Source organism: Thermosynechococcus sp. QS41, from assembly GCF_031583515.1.
GTDB lineage: Bacteria > Cyanobacteriota > Cyanobacteriia > Thermosynechococcales > Thermosynechococcaceae > Thermosynechococcus.
This window is the reverse complement of record NZ_CP134181.1, coordinates 1,712,080-1,731,996: the sequence shown is the minus strand read 5'-3', so window position 1 is coordinate 1,731,996 and position 19,917 is coordinate 1,712,080. Positions and strand designations below refer to the sequence as shown.

Annotated in this window: 20 protein-coding genes and 1 pseudogene; 11 read left to right on the top strand and 10 right to left on the bottom strand. The window is 52.4% G+C overall.

The window, feature by feature from the left end:
* Window positions 1-168: 168 nt before the first annotated feature.
* Complete coding sequence (gene argC, locus RHJ80_RS08515) at window positions 169-1,221, top strand: N-acetyl-gamma-glutamyl-phosphate reductase (RefSeq protein ID WP_310800778.1); 1,053 nt, start codon at window positions 169-171, stop codon at window positions 1,219-1,221.
* 3 nt (window positions 1,222-1,224) lie between these two features.
* Here the strand turns inward: argC and RHJ80_RS08510 are convergent, their stop codons facing one another.
* The 3 genes from RHJ80_RS08510 to hemH all read right to left on the bottom strand — a co-directional run bounded on the left by RHJ80_RS08510 (window position 1,225) and on the right by hemH (window position 2,940).
* Window positions 1,225-1,395 (bottom strand): hypothetical protein, encoded by a 171-nt coding sequence (locus RHJ80_RS08510; protein WP_206199811.1) that lies wholly within the window; start codon window positions 1,393-1,395, stop codon window positions 1,225-1,227.
* A 6-nt stretch (window positions 1,396-1,401) separates the two neighbouring features.
* A complete protein-coding gene (locus RHJ80_RS08505; protein WP_310800777.1) occupies window positions 1,402-1,692 on the bottom strand; it encodes a hypothetical protein in 291 nt (96 codons plus the stop codon).
* Window positions 1,693-1,773: 81 nt separating this feature from the next.
* Entirely contained in the window at window positions 1,774-2,940 is a 1,167-nt protein-coding gene (hemH, locus tag RHJ80_RS08500) for a ferrochelatase (protein ID WP_310800776.1), read from the bottom strand.
* 120 nt (window positions 2,941-3,060) lie between these two features.
* Between hemH and RHJ80_RS08495 the strand changes: the two genes are divergently transcribed.
* The 3 genes from RHJ80_RS08495 (at window position 3,061) to RHJ80_RS08485 (ending at window position 5,198) form a co-directional block, all read left to right on the top strand.
* Window positions 3,061-4,653 (top strand): Hsp70 family protein, encoded by a 1,593-nt coding sequence (locus RHJ80_RS08495; protein ID WP_310800775.1) that lies wholly within the window; start codon window positions 3,061-3,063, stop codon window positions 4,651-4,653.
* A gap of 12 nt (window positions 4,654-4,665) precedes the next feature.
* Window positions 4,666-4,929: a DUF3146 family protein gene (locus tag RHJ80_RS08490; RefSeq protein WP_206199807.1), complete on the top strand. Its 264-nt coding sequence runs from the start codon at window positions 4,666-4,668 to the stop codon at window positions 4,927-4,929.
* 65 nt (window positions 4,930-4,994) lie between these two features.
* A complete protein-coding gene (locus tag RHJ80_RS08485) occupies window positions 4,995-5,198 on the top strand; it encodes a hypothetical protein (protein WP_011058047.1) in 204 nt (67 codons plus the stop codon).
* Here RHJ80_RS08485 and RHJ80_RS08480 read toward each other — a convergent pair.
* From RHJ80_RS08480 to RHJ80_RS08470, 3 genes are read right to left on the bottom strand one after another with little or no spacing between them, the layout of a single operon-like run.
* A complete protein-coding gene (locus tag RHJ80_RS08480) occupies window positions 5,176-6,321 on the bottom strand; it encodes a tyrosine-type recombinase/integrase (RefSeq protein WP_206199806.1) in 1,146 nt (381 codons plus the stop codon). The two genes, RHJ80_RS08485 and RHJ80_RS08480, sit on opposite strands and share 23 nt — an antisense overlap.
* Window positions 6,296-8,602 carry a heavy metal translocating P-type ATPase gene (locus tag RHJ80_RS08475; protein WP_310800774.1) on the bottom strand — a complete coding sequence of 769 codons (2,307 nt, stop codon included), beginning with the start codon at window positions 8,600-8,602 and terminating at the stop codon, window positions 6,296-6,298. Before RHJ80_RS08475 ends, RHJ80_RS08480 begins: the two co-directional genes overlap by 26 nt.
* 23 nt (window positions 8,603-8,625) lie before the next feature.
* Entirely contained in the window at window positions 8,626-9,606 is a 981-nt protein-coding gene (locus RHJ80_RS08470) for a bestrophin family protein (RefSeq protein WP_302676120.1), read from the bottom strand.
* A 187-nt stretch (window positions 9,607-9,793) separates the two neighbouring features.
* Here RHJ80_RS08470 and RHJ80_RS08465 point away from each other — a divergent pair, with 187 nt between their 5' ends.
* Together RHJ80_RS08465 and RHJ80_RS08460 are read left to right on the top strand one after the other, a co-directional pair.
* Window positions 9,794-10,003, top strand: a complete 210-nt coding sequence (locus RHJ80_RS08465) for a chlorophyll a/b-binding protein (protein WP_302676119.1) — start codon at window positions 9,794-9,796, stop codon at window positions 10,001-10,003.
* A gap of 245 nt (window positions 10,004-10,248) precedes the next feature.
* Window positions 10,249-10,635 carry a hypothetical protein gene (locus tag RHJ80_RS08460; RefSeq protein WP_310800773.1) on the top strand — a complete coding sequence of 129 codons (387 nt, stop codon included), beginning with the start codon at window positions 10,249-10,251 and terminating at the stop codon, window positions 10,633-10,635.
* Here the strand turns inward: RHJ80_RS08460 and RHJ80_RS08455 are convergent.
* Window positions 10,624-11,889: a hypothetical protein gene (locus tag RHJ80_RS08455; RefSeq protein WP_310800772.1), complete on the bottom strand. Its 1,266-nt coding sequence runs from the start codon at window positions 11,887-11,889 to the stop codon at window positions 10,624-10,626. The genes RHJ80_RS08460 and RHJ80_RS08455 overlap by 12 nt on opposite strands.
* A 166-nt stretch (window positions 11,890-12,055) precedes the next feature.
* Here RHJ80_RS08455 and RHJ80_RS08450 point away from each other — a divergent pair.
* A pseudogene (locus RHJ80_RS08450) lies at window positions 12,056-12,422 on the top strand (transposase); the annotation flags it as partial.
* A gap of 4 nt (window positions 12,423-12,426) precedes the next feature.
* Here the strand turns inward: RHJ80_RS08450 and galE are convergent.
* Window positions 12,427-13,479, bottom strand: coding sequence for a UDP-glucose 4-epimerase GalE (gene galE / locus RHJ80_RS08445; RefSeq protein ID WP_206199799.1), 1,053 nt, complete (start codon window positions 13,477-13,479; stop codon window positions 12,427-12,429).
* Window positions 13,480-13,523: 44 nt separating this feature from the next.
* On the opposite strand from galE, the gene RHJ80_RS08440 reads away from it, so the two are divergent.
* Both RHJ80_RS08440 and recR read left to right on the top strand, forming a co-directional pair.
* The gene (locus RHJ80_RS08440; protein ID WP_310743677.1) at window positions 13,524-15,149 is read left to right on the top strand and encodes a peptide chain release factor 3; all 1,626 of its coding nucleotides are present in this window, start codon (window positions 13,524-13,526) and stop codon (window positions 15,147-15,149) included.
* Window positions 15,150-15,156: 7 nt separating this feature from the next.
* Window positions 15,157-15,765 carry a recombination mediator RecR gene (gene recR, locus RHJ80_RS08435; RefSeq protein ID WP_206199797.1) on the top strand — a complete coding sequence of 203 codons (609 nt, stop codon included), beginning with the start codon at window positions 15,157-15,159 and terminating at the stop codon, window positions 15,763-15,765.
* A gap of 1 nt (window position 15,766) precedes the next feature.
* Here recR and RHJ80_RS08430 read toward each other — a convergent pair whose 3' ends face one another.
* Window positions 15,767-16,471 (bottom strand): response regulator, encoded by a 705-nt coding sequence (locus RHJ80_RS08430; RefSeq protein WP_310438214.1) that lies wholly within the window; start codon window positions 16,469-16,471, stop codon window positions 15,767-15,769.
* Window positions 16,472-16,719: 248 nt separating this feature from the next.
* On the opposite strand from RHJ80_RS08430, the gene thrS reads away from it, so the two are divergent.
* Window positions 16,720-18,537 carry a threonine--tRNA ligase gene (thrS, locus tag RHJ80_RS08425; protein WP_310800771.1) on the top strand — a complete coding sequence of 606 codons (1,818 nt, stop codon included), beginning with the start codon at window positions 16,720-16,722 and terminating at the stop codon, window positions 18,535-18,537.
* Between the two features lie 17 nt (window positions 18,538-18,554).
* Window positions 18,555-19,337 (top strand): glycosyltransferase, encoded by a 783-nt coding sequence (locus RHJ80_RS08420; protein WP_310800770.1) that lies wholly within the window; start codon window positions 18,555-18,557, stop codon window positions 19,335-19,337.
* Between the two features lie 118 nt (window positions 19,338-19,455).
* Here the strand turns inward: RHJ80_RS08420 and RHJ80_RS08415 are convergent, their stop codons facing one another.
* On the bottom strand, window positions 19,456-19,905 hold the full coding sequence (locus RHJ80_RS08415) for a SufE family protein (protein ID WP_302676115.1): 450 nt from the start codon (window positions 19,903-19,905) through the stop codon (window positions 19,456-19,458).
* Window positions 19,906-19,917 lie beyond the last annotated feature (12 nt).

Sequence of the window (19,917 nt, the reverse complement as noted above, 5' to 3'; positions counted from 1 at the left end):
TTTAGCCTGTACCAGCCAAGGCAGTTCAAGGGTTAGGCGAGGAAACGCAAGGGGAGATTTGTAATAATTCTTAACTTTATCACCGTGGTTTGCCCCCTTGGCGAAACAGGGGATTCGATGGCACTATCGCAGTGGTGAGGCCAACAACAGCGGCAGGATTGAGGAACCATGGGCGATCGCGTGACGGTGGGGATTGTGGGGGCCTCTGGCTATGGGGGCGTCCAACTGGTGCGTTTACTCCTTGACCATCCCCAAGTGGAGATTGCATACCTTGGCGGTGAGGGGAGTGCGGGTCGCCCCTACACGGAGCTATATCCCCATTTGCAGGGTCGGGTGAATCTCACGGTGGAACCCGTATCCGTGGAGGTGATTCGCGATCGCGCCCAAGTGGTGTTTCTCTCGCTGCCCAATGGCATTGCCTGTAAGCTCGCCCCGCAACTCCTTGAGCAGGGCTGCAAAGTGCTGGATTTGTCGGCAGACTATCGCTTTCAGGATTTGAAAACCTACACCCAGTGGTACGGTGAACCAAGGGAAGATGAGGCTACGACCCGACAGGCGGTCTATGGGTTGCCAGAACTCTATCGCGATCGCATTCGCCAAAGTGCCCTCATTGGTTGTCCGGGGTGTTATCCCACCGCTAGCTTGCTGGCTCTAGCACCCCTGATGAAGCAGGGTCTGATTGAACCGAATACGGCAATTATTGATGCCAAGTCCGGTACCTCCGGCGGCGGTCGTCAGGGCAAAATCAATCTCCTGCTTGCGGAAGCTGACAACTCCCTTGCTCCCTACAGTGTTGCTCGACATCGCCACACGCCAGAAATTGAAGCCATTTGTAGCGAATTGGCCGGCCAAAGCGTCCTTGTGCAGTTCACGCCGCACCTTGTCCCCATGCCGCGGGGGATTTTGACCACTGTCTATGCCACGCTGCGGGATCCCGGTCTAGTGCGTGAAGATTTAATCACCATCTACCAAGCTTTTTATCGCCATTCCCCTTGGGTGAATATCCTGCCCCCCGGCCTCTATCCCCAGACGAAATGGGCATGGGGCACCAATGCCTGTTTTATTGGCATTGAGGTGGATGAGCGCACCGGCCGGGTGATTGTCATGTCCGCCATTGATAACCTAATGAAGGGACAGGCTTCCCAAGCGGTGCAATGCTTGAATCTAATGATGGGCTGGCCAGAAACGCTGGGCTTACCCCAGGTCGCCTTTTATCCCTAGGACTCAAGTTTCATCCTGTTCGACCAAGGGCAGGCGATCGCCCCGTAATAGCTCAGTGCTGCTTGCACTCAAAGACAATCCCATCTGCCATAATCCCTGCCCTAGGCACAAAGCCGCCAGAAAGGGAGCGGTACTCAAGCTTAAGAGTAACGTTGTCGGTGTCAAGCCAGCCATCAGGATTTAGGACTCATCACTATCTGAACCATCCGCATCCTCATCAGGAGGAATATTGGCAAAGAGCAAGTCTCGGGATTTCTTCAGTTGCTTCCAAAGCACCTTAATTTGATTGTAGGCCTCCTCAGAACTAATCTTACCGCCCGTTTCCAGACCACAAATATAGCTCACCCGTTGAGCAAATTCCTGCAAATTGGCATTAAAGGCCAAGTTTTGCGGCGTAAATGCACCATGGTAGCGGCTGGTGGGGAAGAGGAATTTTTCTTTGTCAAATTCCGGTTTGGGCGATTCAGACACAGGTGTAGCCCTTTGCCAGTGAGGTTACCCCCTATTTTATCGAGAATCTTAAGCTTCTTATCGCAACAGATCAGAAAAGTTTCAAAGTAGCCCCAGCATGTGCAATGGCCCTTGACCACTGATTAACTCAATGATCAGGGCTAAAAATCCCAACATTGCCAAGCGTCCATTCCAACGTTCGGCGGCGGAGGTCATCCCCCATTCCCAGCGCTCCTGAGGGTAAAGCTTCACCCGCTTGCGGGACTTATTCACCTCAGCAAAGGTACGCGGTGGTGCTGCAAGAGCATCCTTCACCAGTTGGGCAAGGGCACCAATAAAGCCGCTGTGATCATTAAGAGCAGGCACGCGCCGAAAGACTTCAATGCCAGCCTCTTCGGCAATCTCGCGGTACTCGATGTCAATTTCTTGGAGGGTTTCAATGTGCTCTGAAATAAAGCTAATGGGCACAACAACAAGGGTTTTCACCCCTTGGGCAGCCAATTCGGGAATGACATCTTCGGTGTAGGGTTGCAACCACTCCACAGGCCCCACCCGACTTTGGTAGGCCAACACATGAGCATTGGGGCGATTCAGCGCGGCCATGATGAGCTTCACGCAGGCTTCGATTTCCTCTTGGTAGGGATCGCCCGCTTCGGTGACATAGCTTTTGGGAACGCCGTGGGCACTAAAGAAAATCACCGCCTCATCGGGATTGGCACATTGGTCGAGTTCTTGGCGAATCAAGTCCGCCATAGCCGCCACATAGCCGGGGTGGTTGTACCAAGAGGGGATCAGCGTATAGCGAATCTTTTGCAATTCAGGGTCTTGGTTCCACAGGCTCTCTAGGAGGCGAAAACTAGAGCCACTGGTGCTGATGGAAAACTGCGGGTAAAGGGGTAAAATCACTAGATCGCGAATTTGATCCGCTTTGATTTGGGCGATCGCCTCCTCGGTAAAGGGGTGCCAGTAGCGCATACCAATGTACAAATTAGCCTCAATGCCAATGCGTTCTAGGGCGTCTTTCAGGGCACGGGCTTGCTGTTCAGTCATGCGCCGTAGGGGGGAGCCGCCACCAATTTGGGCATAGTTGGCCTGAGAACGCCGGGCACGACTGGTGGAGATAAACCAAGCAAGGGGCTTTTGTAGCCAACGGAAGGGCAGGCGAATGATTTCGGGATCAGAGAACAGGTTGTACAAAAAGGGGCGCACATCCTCGGGGCGATCGGGCCCCCCTAAATTGAGAAGTAGTACACCTGTTTGGCTCGCCATTCCCAAAATCACCTAAATCTTTTCGCGATCGCTTTCTTATTGTGACATACTCTCAGGATCTCAGGGGGAGAAAATCTCGGTAAGGTAGGGATGAGAGAATGCGGTTGATGTGTGCAAACGGTGACCTACGCAATTGATTTTGGAACCAGTAATACGTTGGTGGCGCGGTGGAATTATGCCACCCAAGCAGCCGAAGCGGTAACGCTCTCTGGACTCTCGGTGGGGTTTGGTGAGATACCGGCGCTCATTCCTAGCTTGGCCTATGTGGAGGATGCCAGTGTTCCTCTGGTCGTGGTGGGGCAGCGGGTGCGCGATCGCGGCTTGGATGGGGTGGGCGATCGTCGCTTTTTCTCGCGGTTTAAGCGGGGGATTGGCGCCACCGTACAGGGCTATTTACCCGAGCTGGATGGCTGTTCTTTGAGCTTTGAAACCATTGGTACGTGGTTTTTGCAAGCCCTGTTGAAGGAACTGAAACACACTAGCGGCGGCGATGTCGAACAGGGGTTGATCTTCACCGTGCCGGTGGATAGCTTTGAAACCTATCGCAGTTGGCTGTTGCAGGTGTGTGAGGGGTTTGCCATTGAGCAAATTCGCCTCTTGGATGAACCCACGGCTGCGGCCTTAGGTTATGGCGTGGCCGATCGCCCGCTGATCTTGGTGATTGATTTTGGCGGGGGCACCCTCGATCTCTCCCTTGTGGAACTCAAGACCGATCAACGCCAAAGCCGTCCCTTGGGATTTATTCTCAAGTGGGGCGATCGCCAGTGGGCCTCAAGCGACAACCAACGGCCTCGCACAGCGCGGGTGATTGCCAAAGCGGGCTTGAATTTAGGGGGCACGGATATTGACCACTGGATTGTCGATGAATGGGTAAAACGCGGCATGACCGCCAATAGCCTACTCCTGCGCCTTGCCGAGCGCTTAAAAATTCAACTCTCGCAGCAGCCCTATGCCCAAGAGGTGTACTTTGACAGCGAAACCTTTACCACCCTTGAACTGCGCCTCGAGCGCGCTGAACTGGAGGAGATGCTTCACCAACAGCAATTTTTCCAACGTCTGGATGATGCTCTCACCCAAGTGCTCCAACAGGCACGCCGCCAAGGGATCACCCCCGACACGATTGATGCGGTGCTCCTAGTGGGGGGGACAACGCAAATTCCCGCAGTGCAAAAATGGGTTGCTGAGTATTTTGAGGCCACAAAGATCAACGCCCAACAGCCTTTTACAGCGGTGGCCATGGGTGCTCTAGCAGTGACCCAAGGGCTGGATGTCAAGGATTTTCTCTACCACAGCTACGGCATTCGCTTCTGGGATGCTAAGCTCAACCGTCATGGCTGGCACCCCATTATCCAGCGGGGACAACCCTACCCCATGGGCGAACCCGTGGAATTGATTTTAGGGGCCTCGACGGAGGGACAGCCCAGTATTGAACTGGTGATTGGTGAATTGGGGGACGAGCAAGGGGGTGTGGAGATCTTTTTTGATGGCGATCGCCTGATTACCCGTAGTGCCGGTGAACGCACAGTGCAGCCCCTCAATGACACCCCCCAAGGCAAAACCCTCGCCAAGCTGGATCCCCCTGGCTATCCGGGGAGCGATCGCATTCGGGTTCTCTTTCAAGTGGATGGCGATCGCCAACTGCGGGTTACCGTTGATGACTTGCTCACCCAAGAGCGTCTCATCAATAATCAAATCGTCACCCAATTGCGTTGACCGAATTGCATTGTGGCTCCCCATTCCCTGCCCCAAACTACTGCCTATGTCCGTATCATTGCCCACAGTTGGCAAGAGGGTCACATTCGTGGCCATGTCTGCGCCAGCAAGTACCAGTGGGAATTTTGCTGGCAATTTAAGGCGAAAAAACTGCAAATCTCCCCAGCCTTTGGGCGTGCTCTGATCAAAGAACCCTTGGGGCGGTTTCTCGAAGCCCAAGACTACCAATTAGAGCCGGGGGGTGATTATGAATTTGTTGTCCGTGCCAAGTTTTAGGTGCGTTCCGCTGTGCCTAAGCTACAATCAGTGAGGAAACCTGTGCTGATATTGCCAGATAGCCTATGTTCTTGAGCGAATTAGCGCCCCTTGTCAAAGAGTTGAGCCAAAAACCCGTTGCCTTTATGGGCGGCTTTGTCTCTGGATTGTTGGGGTTGAGCCTTGATCAAAAGCCAGTCAGCGATTGGCTCAAGCAGTACGGCGACTATCAGCCCCCCAGCCCGCCGCCACCCCCCCCCAGTGACTTCAAGAGCATTCGAATTGAGTAAGGACACGAGCCACTGCCTGCCGTTGATCCCGTAGGGTCAGCCAGCGGTGGTAGGTTTGGGTATGAATCGCCACACTGTGTCCCATCATCCGTGCGGCAACGGTATCGGGTAAGCCATAGTGAATTGTGCGCACCGCCCACGCATGGCGCAAGTCATAGGGACGAAAGGGCAAGCCGTAGCGACGGAACTGTTGATTTACCCGCTGGCCAATGCGTTGGAGGGTTGTTTGGGTCAAATCCGTATTGATCCTCGGCAACTGGGGCGATCGCAAGCCAAACACCTCAACCCACTGGGGAGGAAAGGGCCACACCTGATGGCAACCTGTTTTGGTGGTTTCCTGCACCTCGATCATCCCTGCCGGGTCACCTGTGACGAGCCCACTTAAATCGCAGAAGAACACTTCATGATTGCGCAGGCCATAGGCCGCCATCAAGCCATAGACATAGCGCCACTGGGGATTGGGAATTTGCTGGTAGGCGGCTAGAATCTCCTCATCACTGGGTAACTCCCGTGGTTGGAGCGATCGCCGGGAATAGGTGCCCCAAAACTGAGCTAGGGGAATCGGTAACTCCACCCCTAGGAACCGACAAAACCCTTGAAAGGCGGTACAGGCCACCTGCCGTTGTCGCTTATCAGCGGGGATTTGCTGCAACAGGCCATAGATCAGTTCTGGTAATGAATGGTCGGGATGGGCAGCGGCGGCTTTGAGCAACTGACGCAGATAGGGCGCATAGGCCATCTCCCACGTAGTGCAGCTGCGATCTTGAGCCAAGAAGGCCGTTTCAAAGGCGGCAATTTGCTCTCCTAGGGATAACTCGCCCAGACGCCCTAAGCCCTTGACCCGTTCATAGTCCTGCCAGCGAAAGGTGTTTTCTAGTAATTTGGCGGCAATGATTTTGGCTTCCTTTTCCGCTGCCTTAAGGCCGCTGGGGGTGGCGGGTAACCCTAGACTTAAACGCTGTTGGTGGGGGCGGAGCCGATGGCTGCCCGGTCGTGGCGGCAGGGTACCCCTCAGGCTGAGACGTTGGCCGCGTTGTTCAATTTGCAGACCCAACTGCGCTAGTTTGAGGCGTTGATTGACCTGCTGAAGTTGTTGGTCAAGTTTCTGAGGGGACGTGGCCATTGCTGAGGGACTCAGAACTCAACTCGCTGCCGAAATGACCAAAACTGCGGCGAGGACGTTTTTTCCAAGGAATATCGAGAACCCCCGCTTGGGAGCGGCTACGACTGGACTTGTGCTCAACTTTGACGGGGCGATAGTCCGTGAGGATGCGCAGGCTATTCAGTTCGGCCAAGAGGGTGGCGCCATTGCTAATCAAGACGGCAATCACGGGGTGCAAGCTCAAAAAGACCCCCGCTAAAACCACACTGACATTGGGAATGACCACAAGGGCGATATTTTGATTGATAATGTTCATCACTTCTTGGCTGAGGGCGATCGCCTGCACCAGTCCCTCAAGGCGATTATTCATCAAGAGAAGATCTGCGGTTTGCCGCGCCGCATCACTGCCTTCAGAAAGGGTAATGGAAATATCAGCGTAGGCCATTGCTGCTGTATCATTGAAGCCTTCGCCCACATAGGCCACGACTTTTTCGCCACCATTTTTAAACTTCTCTAGAAGTTCAACTTTGTCCTCTGGCATTTTATTGGTATAGATTTGACCGAGACGAAAGCCAGTGGCATAGCCCACCGCATTGGCGACTTCGTGGTGATCTCCCGTCACCATATAGCACTCAATACCCCGCTGTTGCAGAGCGGCAATCACACTAGCGGCTTCAGAACGCACGGGGTTGCTATAGAACACCAGTGCCACCAGTTCACCATTACAGGCAACACAGACAAGGGAGCGGTTCCAAAGCACGCCTTCATGGGTGCGCAGTTCATCAAGATCAATGGGCACTTGGCGATCGCCCATCCATTGGGGTGTGCCCACCAAAATCTCTTGCCCCTCGACGGTTGCCGCAACTCCCTTACCCGGTTCATAGACCCAGTTGCTATAGGTTCCCCCCTCAATCCCGCGTTCAGCCGCATACTCAAGGATGGCAAGGGCAAAGGGGTGATTGATTGACTGTTCCACAGTTGCCAGCCAATAGAGCAGCGTTTGTTCACTCAGGCCGGGCTTGAGGAGATTGACCCCCACAATGGTTCCCTTCACTTCCGTCAGTGTGCCGGTTTTGTCAAAAACAATGACATTGACTCGTGAGAGGAGTTCGAGGGCGCGGCCATTGCGAAAATACACCCCGACATGGGGCGCATGGGTGAGGGCTGCCAAAATTGCAGTGGGAATAGTAATGCCAATCCCTGAGCCAAAGTCCAATTGCAGAGGGGCGATCGCCCGATGGGCATCCAAGGTGACCCCATAAACAATAGCAGCCACGCCCATTGCGGGCAAAATGGCTTGGTTCGAGATTTCCTCAGCGTAGTTTTCAATGCGAGTATCCAGTTGCGGCGCTTGGCGAGCCAGTTGCAGCGCCTTGCCCACCTGCGTCTCTTCACCAACGGCTTCAGCAACAATGCAAATTTGTCCCCGCACCACAAGGGAAGAGGCCAGCACCGTTTGTTCAGGTTCACAGGGCAATAGATCCGACTCTCCCGTGAGAAACTGCCGCTGAATCACGGCGGATCCCCAGAGCACGGTACCATCCACGGGCACCGCGGATCCGGCGGCCACAATCACGCGATCGCCCACCTGTAGCTCGCGCACAGAGACATTTTGGCGAGTGCCGCCCCGCTCTACCCAATAGGTGCGCTGTTGATCGAGGGGGTCAAAGACTTGGTTTTCCCCCACTTGAGCGGTCATATCCCGCAGTGACCCCCCCACTTGACCCATAAAGGCAGCTAACACCGGCGCCATGTATTCCCCTTGCAGCGTATGCAGAATCGTCCAGAGGGATTCCAGTTGGGTGACGTTGAGATGGCGGTGTTCGAGGCTCTCTAGGGCTTCTTGGAAGGTGGGCAGTGCCACAATCACAATCACAGTGGCGACAATGGCAGGGTAGAAGGGGGTTTGTACTGGTAGTAGCGCCACGATCGCCAGCGCCAAGGTGGGTAGCGCCATTTTCTCGATAAAGTAAGCGGTGTTCCAAGGGGAGTACACCAACTTATCAATGGGCAGCATCCCCGGTAAGGGTAAACGTTCATCTGCTGCGGCCTGAATCAATTGGCCAAAGCGGTGAAGGGGATTGTCAACTTCGGGACTGTATTGAACAATCAGGCTAGCGGCGGGCAAGTTAAGGCGAATTTGTTGCACACTGTCTTCTTGAACAAAGAGAGCTTGCAGTTGCCGCCCATAGCGATCGTCATATTGCAGGCGGGGAATCCGCAACCGCACTCGCCCCGGTAAGTGATGCACCACTTCGTAATGAACCCTTGCTGGCGGCGGGGAAAGCACAGTTGCAGTCATGATCAATTACCCCTAAGGATCGGTTAAGAAAAGGGCTGGGCGGAGCGATGGCCATGGGTCGGCGCACTAATGAGGTCATTGATATTCTGCTGCATTGTTAGGCAAATTGCATCCAAGGGCAGATCATTGAGGTCACGGCCAAAGGGATTTTCGATTTCGATGCCAATTTCTTCAACGCCAAAGAGGGTAAAGGCAATGAGTCCCACCATTAGGCCTGTCCACCACACGAGGTTATCCACCAGTTGAAAGGGTAGCAGCAAGCAATAGAGAAATAATAGCTGCTTGAGATGAATGGCATAGGCAAGGGGCATCGGTGTTTTCAAAATTCGCTCACAGGCACCCATGGCATCCACCAATTGCACCAGCAGTTCATCCATGTAAGTGAGTTGGTACAGGGACAGGGAGCCACAGCGGTGTTGGTGGTGCAGATAGTCCTCAATCCACAGGGCAATGCGCAAGGGGACATTTTGCACCGTTTGTAGCTCTTTGTATTGATGGGGCTTGAGCAGGGGTTCTAATTCGGCAAAGGATTCTCCTCGCAGGTGTTGCTTGGTGGCGATCGCAAACACCCCCACTAAATGAACGGCATCAATTTTGGCTTGGTGATCCTCCGGACTATTTTCGTCAATGGCAGTCCACATCAAGCGGGTTAGGCTGCGGGAATTATTCACAATGTTGCCCCACTGGCGGCGACCTTCCCAAAAGCGCTCATAGGCAGTGTTGGTGCGAAAGACGAGGAGCAACCCCAGCACAATCGAGGGAATGAGACTGCCTAGCACTGGCCAGTGGACATTGATCACATAAAGGTCGATCACCGTCACCAAGACGCCAAAGCCACCGCAAAAGAGCACTTCCGAAAGAATGGCCGGAATGACCGAGCCACGCAAACGCAGCGCCAGACGTAACCATTGCGGCGGTTGCAACAAAAACTTCGCCACGCCCGACCGATCTCGGGGTAATTGGCGTCTGAAGGGGTGAAAACCGAGGAAAGAGAAGCGGCTCATGAATACCAGTGGGCGATTCCCACCCCAATCTTTAGCACACTGGCGTGCTGAAACCGTGTTTTTACCGCAAAGAACAACCGAAGAGACTGCAAATCTTAAGAAAATCCGTTACCCCTTGCCATTCCCCCACAGAAGTGTTAAGTTATATTAAGAACATGAAACACTTTGTAACAAACGGAGGACAAAAATGAGAAGTGGCAGCATTATTGATGAACAAGGCAAAATGAACAACTTTGCCATTGAACCCAAAATGTACGTGATGAGTGAGCCGCAGGCTGGGTTTACTCCCTATGCAGAACTCTTCAATGGTCGCTTGGCCATGATTGGCTTTATCTCCCTGCTGGCCTTGGAAGTGATTACGGGTCACGGTCTGATTGGCTTTTTGAATAGCCTCTAGGTCGTCGCTGCGCTCTTAGGCATATCCGTTCTTCAGCAGCCCTTGTGCGGTTAGAAAGAACAAATAACTCATGGAATGGGTCAGCCTGCCTCTCGGGGTGGGCTTTTTGCTTGTAGTCTTTAGATGAAACAGAGGTCAGTTTAGATCACTTCCAGCGAGAATCCCTAGAGCGAATTCTTGATCTATGTCGCAATTTCTACAGTAGAGCGCATTCACAGCTTCCCAGTAATTTCCAAGAGAAAGATGTGCAAGTTGTCCTTGAAAGGCTCTTGAGAAGTACGTTTCCCAACTCGGATATTAGACGGGAGTACCCTATTCCTCAGCCCTACTCCCATGGTCGATTGATTGACTTTATGCTTGTTGATGAGAAGGTTGCAATTGAGGTCAAGGTAGTCTCAGCACAGGGAGGGCGGAATCGGTTATTTAAAGAATTAGCAATAGACCTTGAAGCGTACCGCCATAGTGAAATGAGTTTTAGAAAATTGATTTGTTTTGTTTACGATCCTAATAATCAATTACCCAATCCGCGTGGCTTTGAAAATCACCTGAGGGGCGATCGCGGGGGATTTGAGGTCATCACAATCGTGGCACAAAATCCTTATCAGGCTAATGGAGTCGCTTCAGCGGGATAGGTGAGTGACAATCACGCAGTTTAAGGCCTTGAAAGGATCGCGAGACAATTGCTTTTCGGGCAACACTTTGCTTAATATCTGTTTCAGGGCATTCAGCACCTTTTCCTGCGTATCTTCAACCTTGGCCAGTCCTGCCAGTTGATGGACAACGTTATTGCGTTGCTGATAGTAGGCCTCGATCCGCTGGAAGTGAGGAGCAAGATCCGTTGTTTGGGAGTCATACTCTAAAACTGCTAGCAAAAGCTCCCGCGTCACGACATCAAGGAACAGGCGATCGCCATTTTTGCGCTGGTAGCTTCTGAGGTATTGCCAAAGTCGACCCTGATCGTGGTGTTGCAGCAAGTTCAAGCTGCGTTCTCGCGTTGCCCCATCAGTTGTAATGCCAAGGCCCACCGTCTCTTGTACAAAGTATTGCAATAAGTTTTCGTACAAACTCATGGCCAAGATTAGGGCTTCTGCATAGCGCCCCACCGTAAATAGGCCAACAACTTGAAAGTAAGTGTCCCGAAAGAGAGCATGGCGATTGTTCTGCCGCAGTTGGGCGATTTCCTGAAACCAGAGCTTTTCAATCTCAGTTTTGTAGGGGTTGATGGCATCAAAGGCTTGGTGGTAGTTGCGGGCAAGGCGATATTTGCCATAGCGAATCAGTGCTAAGGCCAGAGGAGCCTCAATAGAGCTATGCTTGAGGGAAATTTCAGCCCCTTGGTAGTCATAACTATCCAACTGCTGTTGAATCCCTTGACGATCTAACGCTTGGCGAAAGACATTTAAGTCCACCGCAAATATTCGCTCTTGACCTGGTCGAATTTCTTGGGGATTGCGGGCTTGCCATAGCCGGAGTCGGTGTTGCGTCTCGATCGCCTGTAAAATGCCCCAAGCCGCTTTCATGGCGGGGGTACCAGAGGAACCATTCAGTTCTAGCCAGTCGTTGGAGCCTTGATAATACTTGGCTAGGTGTAGTGCGCGCCTGGCCTCTTGGACGGCGATGACAGGGTTAATTGGGTCTGCGGAGAGTTCCCTGCTGACCACTTTTAGGTGAATTGCCTCCTCGCCAATTTGCAGCTCACTGTGAAGCCAGTCCTTGGTGTCGATCGCCCGTTGTTGAAAGTCTTCTGTGTAGAGCAATAGAACCCGTTTGATCGGCTGCTGTTGGGCTAAAAACTTTGCCAGTGAAACAATGGAGCCTTCTTGGTTGGTTTTCTCAGAGTACGGATCTTGATGACCCACAAAGGAAAGGAGAATGCTACAACCCATAGTGGTTTTCACAGAAGGTCTCTTGTCTATGTTGCCGCAATCATCCCCTATATTTCAGGCTGTGTCGGATGATGAGACAGCGTTTGACTCTCAGGTGTCCTGTGAGTAGGGGCGGTCAGCGCGAGGCTAACGGATTGATGGAGAGTTGGGAAGTGTCAGAAAAGTAGAGCGTTTAGTGGCAAGACGGTATAGACACCAGAAAGACTTTATCGCCCCAATGCTGTTTTCAGGATATTTGAATGGGTGAGGGTTTGTGAGCTGGCTGAGTCAATACTGTTTGCCGGCGTTAGAGAGACCATCGCTGTTGATTAGTTGATTATGGATAATGCACCGATTCATCCCCAAGGGGGGATGCAGGCAGTGGTAAAAGCGGCGGGTCACGCGGTGTTATTTTTACCGAAATCCTCTCCTGATTTGAATGTGGTTGAGCATGACTTTAGTGGGCTGAAGTGAGTGGGCTGAAGCGAGCGCGGAGGTATGCAGGGTCAAACCGTTCTATGGATGAGGTGATTCGCAAGTATTGTGCTGGATAATGTCTCATTCTTGATTGGAATAGCTATATATTGCCACAATCGTGCCTGATCCGTGGCGGTATTGGTGCCATCGCCAAGCGTGATCAATGATTTGCTCGATGTCAGGGTACTGCGGCTGCCAACCTAAAATCTGACGGGCGCGATCGCTATTGGCAACGAGGATTGCGGCGTCTCCTGCTCGGCGATCGCCCTCAACGACTGGAATCGAACAACCTGTGACCCTCTGAGCGGCTTCAATAATTTGCCGCACCGAAAAGCCTTGGCCATTCCCCAAGTTAAAAATTTGCGAGTCGCCGCCACTCAGGAGGTACTTTAATCCCAGCACATGGGCTTGGGCTAGGTCCACGACATGGATGTAGTCGCGAATGCAGGTGCCATCGGGAGTAGGGTAATCTGTGCCATAAATGCAGATGTGGGGGCGTCGTCCCATCGCCGCCTGCAACACTAGGGGAATCAAGTGGGTTTCTGGATGGTGATCTTCCCCTAAGCGGGAGTCGGGATCGGCGCCTGCGGCATTGAAATAGCGGAAAATTACCGACTTGAGGCCGTAGGCCCTGCCCATATCGGCAGCAATTTGCTCCACCATCCACTTGGAGCGCCCGTAGGGGTTAATGGGAGCACAGGGACAGGTTTCGCGAATCGGCACCTCTGAGGGCAAGCCATAGACGGCGGCTGTGGAGGAAAAGACAAAATAGGGAATCGCGGCGGCCACCATCGCCTGTAAGAGGGTCAGGGCACCATAAACATTATTTTGATAAAAGCGATCGGGGGAGCGGACAGACTCGCCCACTTCAATATAGGCAGCAAAGTGCATTACTGCCGTCACGGGATAGGTTTGAAAAATCCAATCTAAGAGGGAGCGATCGCCAATATGACCCACAATGAGTTCTGTTTTAAGAACAGACTCGACCAAATCGCGGTGCCCTCGCTCAAGGCTATCTAAAATCAGTACTTGGAAGCCGGCTTGCTGCAGTGCCAAAACGGTATGGCTGCCAATATAGCCCGCGCCCCCGGTGACCAGAATCAGCGGCGAATTATTACCATTATTAATTGTCATTAAAGTCCATCTGTTACACTAGGAAAGCTGCTACAAATTCTGCCATGACCAGTGACTTGCACCATGAAATCACCCAAGAGGTGAAACGACGTCGTAATTTCGCCATTATCTCTCACCCGGATGCCGGGAAAACGACGCTGACGGAAAAGTTACTGCTCTACGGTGGGGCTATTCACGAGGCGGGAGCCGTCAAAGCACGACGGGCACAGCGGCAGGCCACCTCTGACTGGATGGAAATGGAGCAACAACGGGGGATTTCGATTACCTCGACGGTCTTGCAGTTTGAGTACCAAGGCTATCAGATTAACCTCTTGGATACCCCCGGCCACCAAGACTTTAGTGAAGATACCTATCGCACCCTTGCGGCGGCTGATAATGCCGTGATGCTGGTGGATGCGGCCAAGGGTCTAGAACCCCAAACCCGTAAGCTCTTTGAGGTGTGCCAACTGCGGGGTCTGCCGATTTTTACATTCATCAACAAGCTGGATCGGCCGGGGCGGGAACCCCTTGAACTGATTGATGAAATTGAACAGGAGTTGGGGCTGATTCCCTATCCTGTGAACTGGCCGCTAGGAATGGGCGATCGCTTTCGCGGCGTCTATGATCGCGTGCGCCGCAACTTTCACTTTTTTGAGCGCACGACCCACGGTAGTCGTGCTGCGGCGGAAACCATCCTTGCCCTTGGCGATCCGGCCATTGACGCCTACATTGAGCCCTATCGCTTGGAATATCACCAACTCAAGGACGAACTGGAACTGCTAGATGGGGTTGGTGCTGAACTCGACCTCAATTTGGTGCATCAGGGAAAAATGACTCCCGTCTTCTTTGGCAGTGCCATGACCAACTTTGGCGTGCGCCTGTTTCTGGAGCACTTTTTGACCTATGCGTTGCCACCCATGGCCTACAAGAGCGATCGCGGGGCGATTGATCCGACGCAGGAGCATTTCACTGGCTTTGTGTTTAAGCTGCAGGCCAATATGGATCCGAAACATCGCGATCGCGTCGCCTTTGTGCGGGTCTGTAGCGGCAAATTTGAGAAGGACATGACCGTCAACCATGCTCGCACCGGCAAAACCATCCGCCTTTCTCGTCCCCAAAAACTCTTTGCCCAAGGTCGCGAATCCCTTGAAACGGCCTATGCGGGCGATGTGATTGGCCTGAATAATCCAGGCATGTTTGCCATTGGCGACACCCTCTATGTCGGCGCCAAATTGGAATATGAAGGCATTCCCTGTTTTTCCCCAGAACTCTTTGCCTATCTGCGCAACCCCAACCCCTCCAAGTTCAAATCCTTCCAAAAAGGGGTGAATGAGCTACGGGAAGAGGGTGCCGTGCAAATCATGTACTCTACCGATGAATCGAAACGAGAACCGATTCTGGCGGCAGTTGGCCAATTGCAATTTGAAGTGGTGCAGTTTCGCCTATTAAACGAATACGGTGTGGAAACTCGTCTTGACCCTCTCCCCTATACCGTTGCGCGCTGGGTACTGGATGGTTGGGAAGCCCTTGCAGCCATTGGCCGCATCTTTAATGCTGTCACCGTCAAAGACAGTTGGGGACGGCCGGTGCTGCTCTTTAAGAATGAGTGGAATCTGCAACAGACAATGGCAGATCATCCCAAACTGCGCCTGAGCGCGATCGCCCCCCTTGCCGCTGTTGTGTCTGCCTAGCTGCCCCATGAGTAGTGTCTATACCCGTCCCCTTGCTCGTCTCATTGAGCAGTTGCAACGCCTGCCGGGCATTGGCCCCAAAACCGCCCAACGTCTTGCCCTTCACCTGATCAAACGTCCCGAGGCTGATATTCAAGCCTTGGCGCAAGCTCTCCTTGAAGCGAAACAGCAGGTGGGGCTTTGTTCCGTGTGCTTTCACCTCTCTGCCGAACCCGTGTGTGACATCTGTGCCTCCCCCCAGCGAGACAATCATCTCCTTTGTGTGGTGGCTGATTCCCGCGATGTCATTGCCATTGAAAAAACCCGCGAGTACCACGGCAAGTACCATGTCTTGGGCGGACTCATTTCGCCCCTAGAGGGCATCACCCCCGAACACCTGCACATTCAACCTCTGATTCAGCGCGCCAGCCAACCGCAGGTGCAAGAGGTGATCTTGGCCATCAACCCCAGTATTGAAGGGGAAACGACCACTCTCTATGTGGGGCAGCTGCTGCGGCCTTTTGTGAAGGTCACTCGCATTGCCTTTGGCCTACCGGTGGGCGGTGATCTCGACTATGCCGATGAAATGACCCTTGCCCGTGCCCTTGCCGGTCGCCGGGAAATTGAGTGGCAGTAGCTTAGTGCCCCCCCTGCAATCGCCGCAATGCCGTCACAATTTGGTGAATGGCTCGCTTCAGTTGCTCGACCTCGTGGTGTAACCGCTGGTTTTCCGCTTCCAAAGCGGCGAGGCGATTCTCATCCCCACCACTACCTGTTGCCGCTGGTTGCTGTTGCAGTTGCGCAACCGTTGCTTGAAGTTGAGCAAAGTCATTTGCCTTGACAGATTGTGCCTGCAAAGCTTGAATGGCACCTTCAAGGGCGGCCAGTTTGGCATAGACGGGGGTGAGATCCACAGCGACGGGAGCCGCTACTTCCGCAGGAGCTGCTGCTTTGACGGGTCTGGGCTTACGGGCTTTGCGAAAGGCCTCTTGAATTGCTGCTTCGAGTTGTTCTTTTTCAAAGGGCTTCTCAATGAACTCAAACCACTCAAAGGGTTCTTGGAGCTTCTCGGTGACCTCTTCCTTGCGCCCTGACATAATTACGAGGGGGATAGCGCCAAGGAGATCATTTTTCTCCAATTCTTGATAAACTTCCCAGCCGCTCACCTTCGGCAGCAGAAAATCCAGCATGATCAACGTCGGCTCAGACTGCTCAATGAGTTGCAGACCTTCACGGCCATCCTTGGCCTCAAGGATTTCGTAGTCGCCCTCTGGCAACATCTCGCGGACGCGCATCCGGATTACTTTACTGTCATCAATGACAAGGACTTTGCGGCTAGTCACGGAAACACTCCATTCTATACAAGATTCCTATAGCAAGAGATTGTGAATAGAGGGCGGCAGTGGCATGACCACTACGTGATTTCAACCTTAGCATAGCCCTATCTTTTGGAGTTGGCCACTCGCCTTACACTGCGGCAAAGCGTCCCTGAACCCAAAAATTTGGGGTCAAAGACCCACCCTTGAGGGCAGGAGAATGTCACAATAGAAGTCTCAGCCGGATGAAAGATTTGTTAGATAGATCAGCCCCTATGCCAGAGTTTGCTGCTGCCCCTATCCACCTTCCCAAAACCAGTGAATCGGAGCGGATCAAGCGTATTCGCCACACCACGTCCCATATTTTGGCAATGGCAGTCCAGAAGCTGTTTCCCAAGGCGCAGGTCACAATTGGTCCTTGGACTGAGAGTGGATTTTATTACGATTTTGACCACCCCGAACCCTTCAGCGAAAAAGACTTGAAGCTCATTGAAAAGGAGATGGTCAAGATCATTAAGCGCAAGTTGCCGGTGATCTGCGAGGAAGTGACCCGTGAGGAGGCCGAGCGCCGCATCCGCGAGCTAGGGGAACCCTACAAGCTGGAAATTCTCCAAGACATCGAGGAGCCAATTACGATTTACCACTTGGGGGATGAGTGGTGGGATCTCTGTGCAGGACCCCACGTTGAAAATACGGGCGAGATTAACCCCAAGGCGATCGCCCTTGAAAGTGTTGCCGGTGCCTACTGGCGCGGCGATGAAACCAAAGCCCAACTGCAGCGCATCTACGGTACCGCCTGGGAAACCCCAGAACAACTGGCGGAATATAAACGCCGCAAAGAAGAAGCCCTGCGCCGTGACCACCGAAAACTGGGCAAAGAGCTGGGTCTCTTTATTTTCGCTGATCCTGTAGGACCAGGGCTACCCCTGTGGACTCCTAAGGGAACGATTCTGCGCTCAACCCTCGAGGAGTTTCTCAAAAAAGAGCAAATGAAGCGGGGATATCTACCGGTGGTGAGTCCGCACATTGCCCGTGTGGATCTATTTAAGACCTCTGGCCACTGGCAAAAGTACAAAGAGGATATGTTTCCCCTGATGGCCGAAGATGCTGAGGCGGCAGCCAACGAGCAGGGCTTTGTCCTCAAGCCAATGAACTGCCCCTTCCACATTCAAATCTATAAAAGTGAGTTGCGCTCCTACCGTGACTTGCCCCTACGGTTGGCGGAGTTTGGTACGGTTTATCGCTATGAGCAGTCCGGGGAATTGGGGGGCTTGACGCGGGTGCGGGGCTTTACCGTTGATGACTCCCACCTTTTTGTCACGCCGGAGCAGTTGGATGCCGAGTTTTTGAATGTGGTTGATCTCATTCTCTCGGTCTTTCGCTGTCTGCGTTTAAATAAATTCAAGGCACGGCTGAGCTTCCGCGATCCCAAATCCGACAAGTACATTGGCTCCGATGAGGCTTGGTCAAAGGCGGAGTCAGCAATTCAGCGAGCGGTAGAACAGTTGGGCATGGAGCATTTCTTGGGGATTGGGGAGGCCGCCTTCTATGGGCCGAAACTAGACTTTATCTTTGAGGATGCTCTCGGTCGCGAGTGGCAGTTGGGAACGGTTCAGGTGGACTACAATTTGCCTGAGCGCTTTGATTTGGAATACGTTGCTGAGGACAATACCCGCCGCCGACCGGTGATGATTCACCGTGCCCCCTTTGGCTCGCTGGAGCGGCTCATTGGCATTCTCATTGAGGAGTACGCAGGGGATTTCCCCTTCTGGCTGGCACCAGAGCAAGTGCGCCTGTTGCCCGTGGGGGATGAGCAACGCCCCTATGCCGAACGTGTGGCCGCTCAACTGCGAGAGCAGGGTGTGCGCGTGAGCGTGGATCGCAGTGGCGATCGCCTAGGTAAACAAATCCGCAATGCTGAAACCCAGAAAATTCCTGTGATGGGCATTGTGGGTGCCAAGGAAGTCGAAAGCGAGACCGTGAGTATCCGCACCCGTGCAGCGGGAGATGTCGGCGCCTTGTCTGTTGAACAACTCATCGAGAAACTGACATCGGCAGTGAATGCAATAGATGCCGAGATTCAGTGGCAGTAGCTAGAGGTTAACTCATTATGACCTATCCTTTTATATCAATCATTACGGCAACTCTCAATGTCGAAGATACGATTACTCGAACCATTAAAAGCCTTCAAGATCAAACGGATAAAAACTTTGAATGGATTATTGGAGATGGTGCTTCAACTGATAGTACCATTAGTATTATTCAGTCTACAAAGGGCTTAAATATAAAAATTATATCAGAACCAGATTTTAGTTTATATCATGCAATCAATAAATCACTTAAAATTGCAAATGGAGATTATTATCTTGTTTTAGGTGCTGGAGATGTACTAGAACAGAATACAATAGAGTTGTTTAGAAAAGCTGCTTGCTCTACGAAAGCAGATATACTATCAGCACATGTGTGGGTAGGTAAACGATTAAGGCGTCCTAATAAGGGAAGACCGTATTTGTTTTCAGCCGGAGCCTACATATCTTCCCATGCTGTTGGCACTTTAATTAAAACTGATCTTCATAGGCAACTAGGATACTATTCCTATAGATTTCCAGTTGGCGCAGACTACTTCTTTATCAAAACTGCTATTCAAAATGGCTGTAAGTTTCACAGATGCGATTTTATTGCTGGAGAATTTATGCTTGGCGGTATTTCATCAACTGATAAATTATCAGTTTTATGTGATTTCTTCCGTTTACAGGTAGAAACCGGAGAAAATTTGCTTTTACAAATATTAATTCTTATTTGTGCTTTATTTATTCGAGTTGTTATTCCTAAGTATATACCTTCTCTAATATGGGGTACAAGCACGAGTGCTAAATCCGCAAACGAAGCTTAGTGTCCCCGTTGCGGGGATTGTTGCGTCATCCTACAACTAAAGGATTATCCTCCTTCGTAAGGGTGTTCTCTAGCACCCAGCCCAGCTTTTGCTGCTGTAGTCCCATCAGCTGAGATTTTTAAGTGTGACACGAAGTCTCGGCCAAGTGATAGGCTAGGGCTTGCTGTTGCATCGTTCGAAAAATGTTGTAAAAGCCATTGGCTCGCGAGGGGGTTAAGCTGACATTCAGTCCGGTTTGCTGAATAAAGTCAGGTTTTAACTGGAGGATTTCTGCAGGTGTCAACCCACTCAACCCTTCAACCAATAGCCCCACTAATCCCTTCGTCACTTGAGCGTCAGAATCCCCCTGAAAAATCACCTTGCCCTGCTCTAAAGAGGCCATCACGTACACTTGGGAGACACAGCCAGGTACGCGGTTGGCGGCAACCTTCTGCTCCTCAGGAAATGGCGGCAGGCGCTTTGCAAAGCTCAGTAAGTATTCATAGCGCCGCTTTGGATCTGAGATCTGTTGGAACCGCTGAACAATGCGATCGAGGGAAGCCGGTAAAGGCTGGCAGGCGGAGGGCATATTTACCTAGAA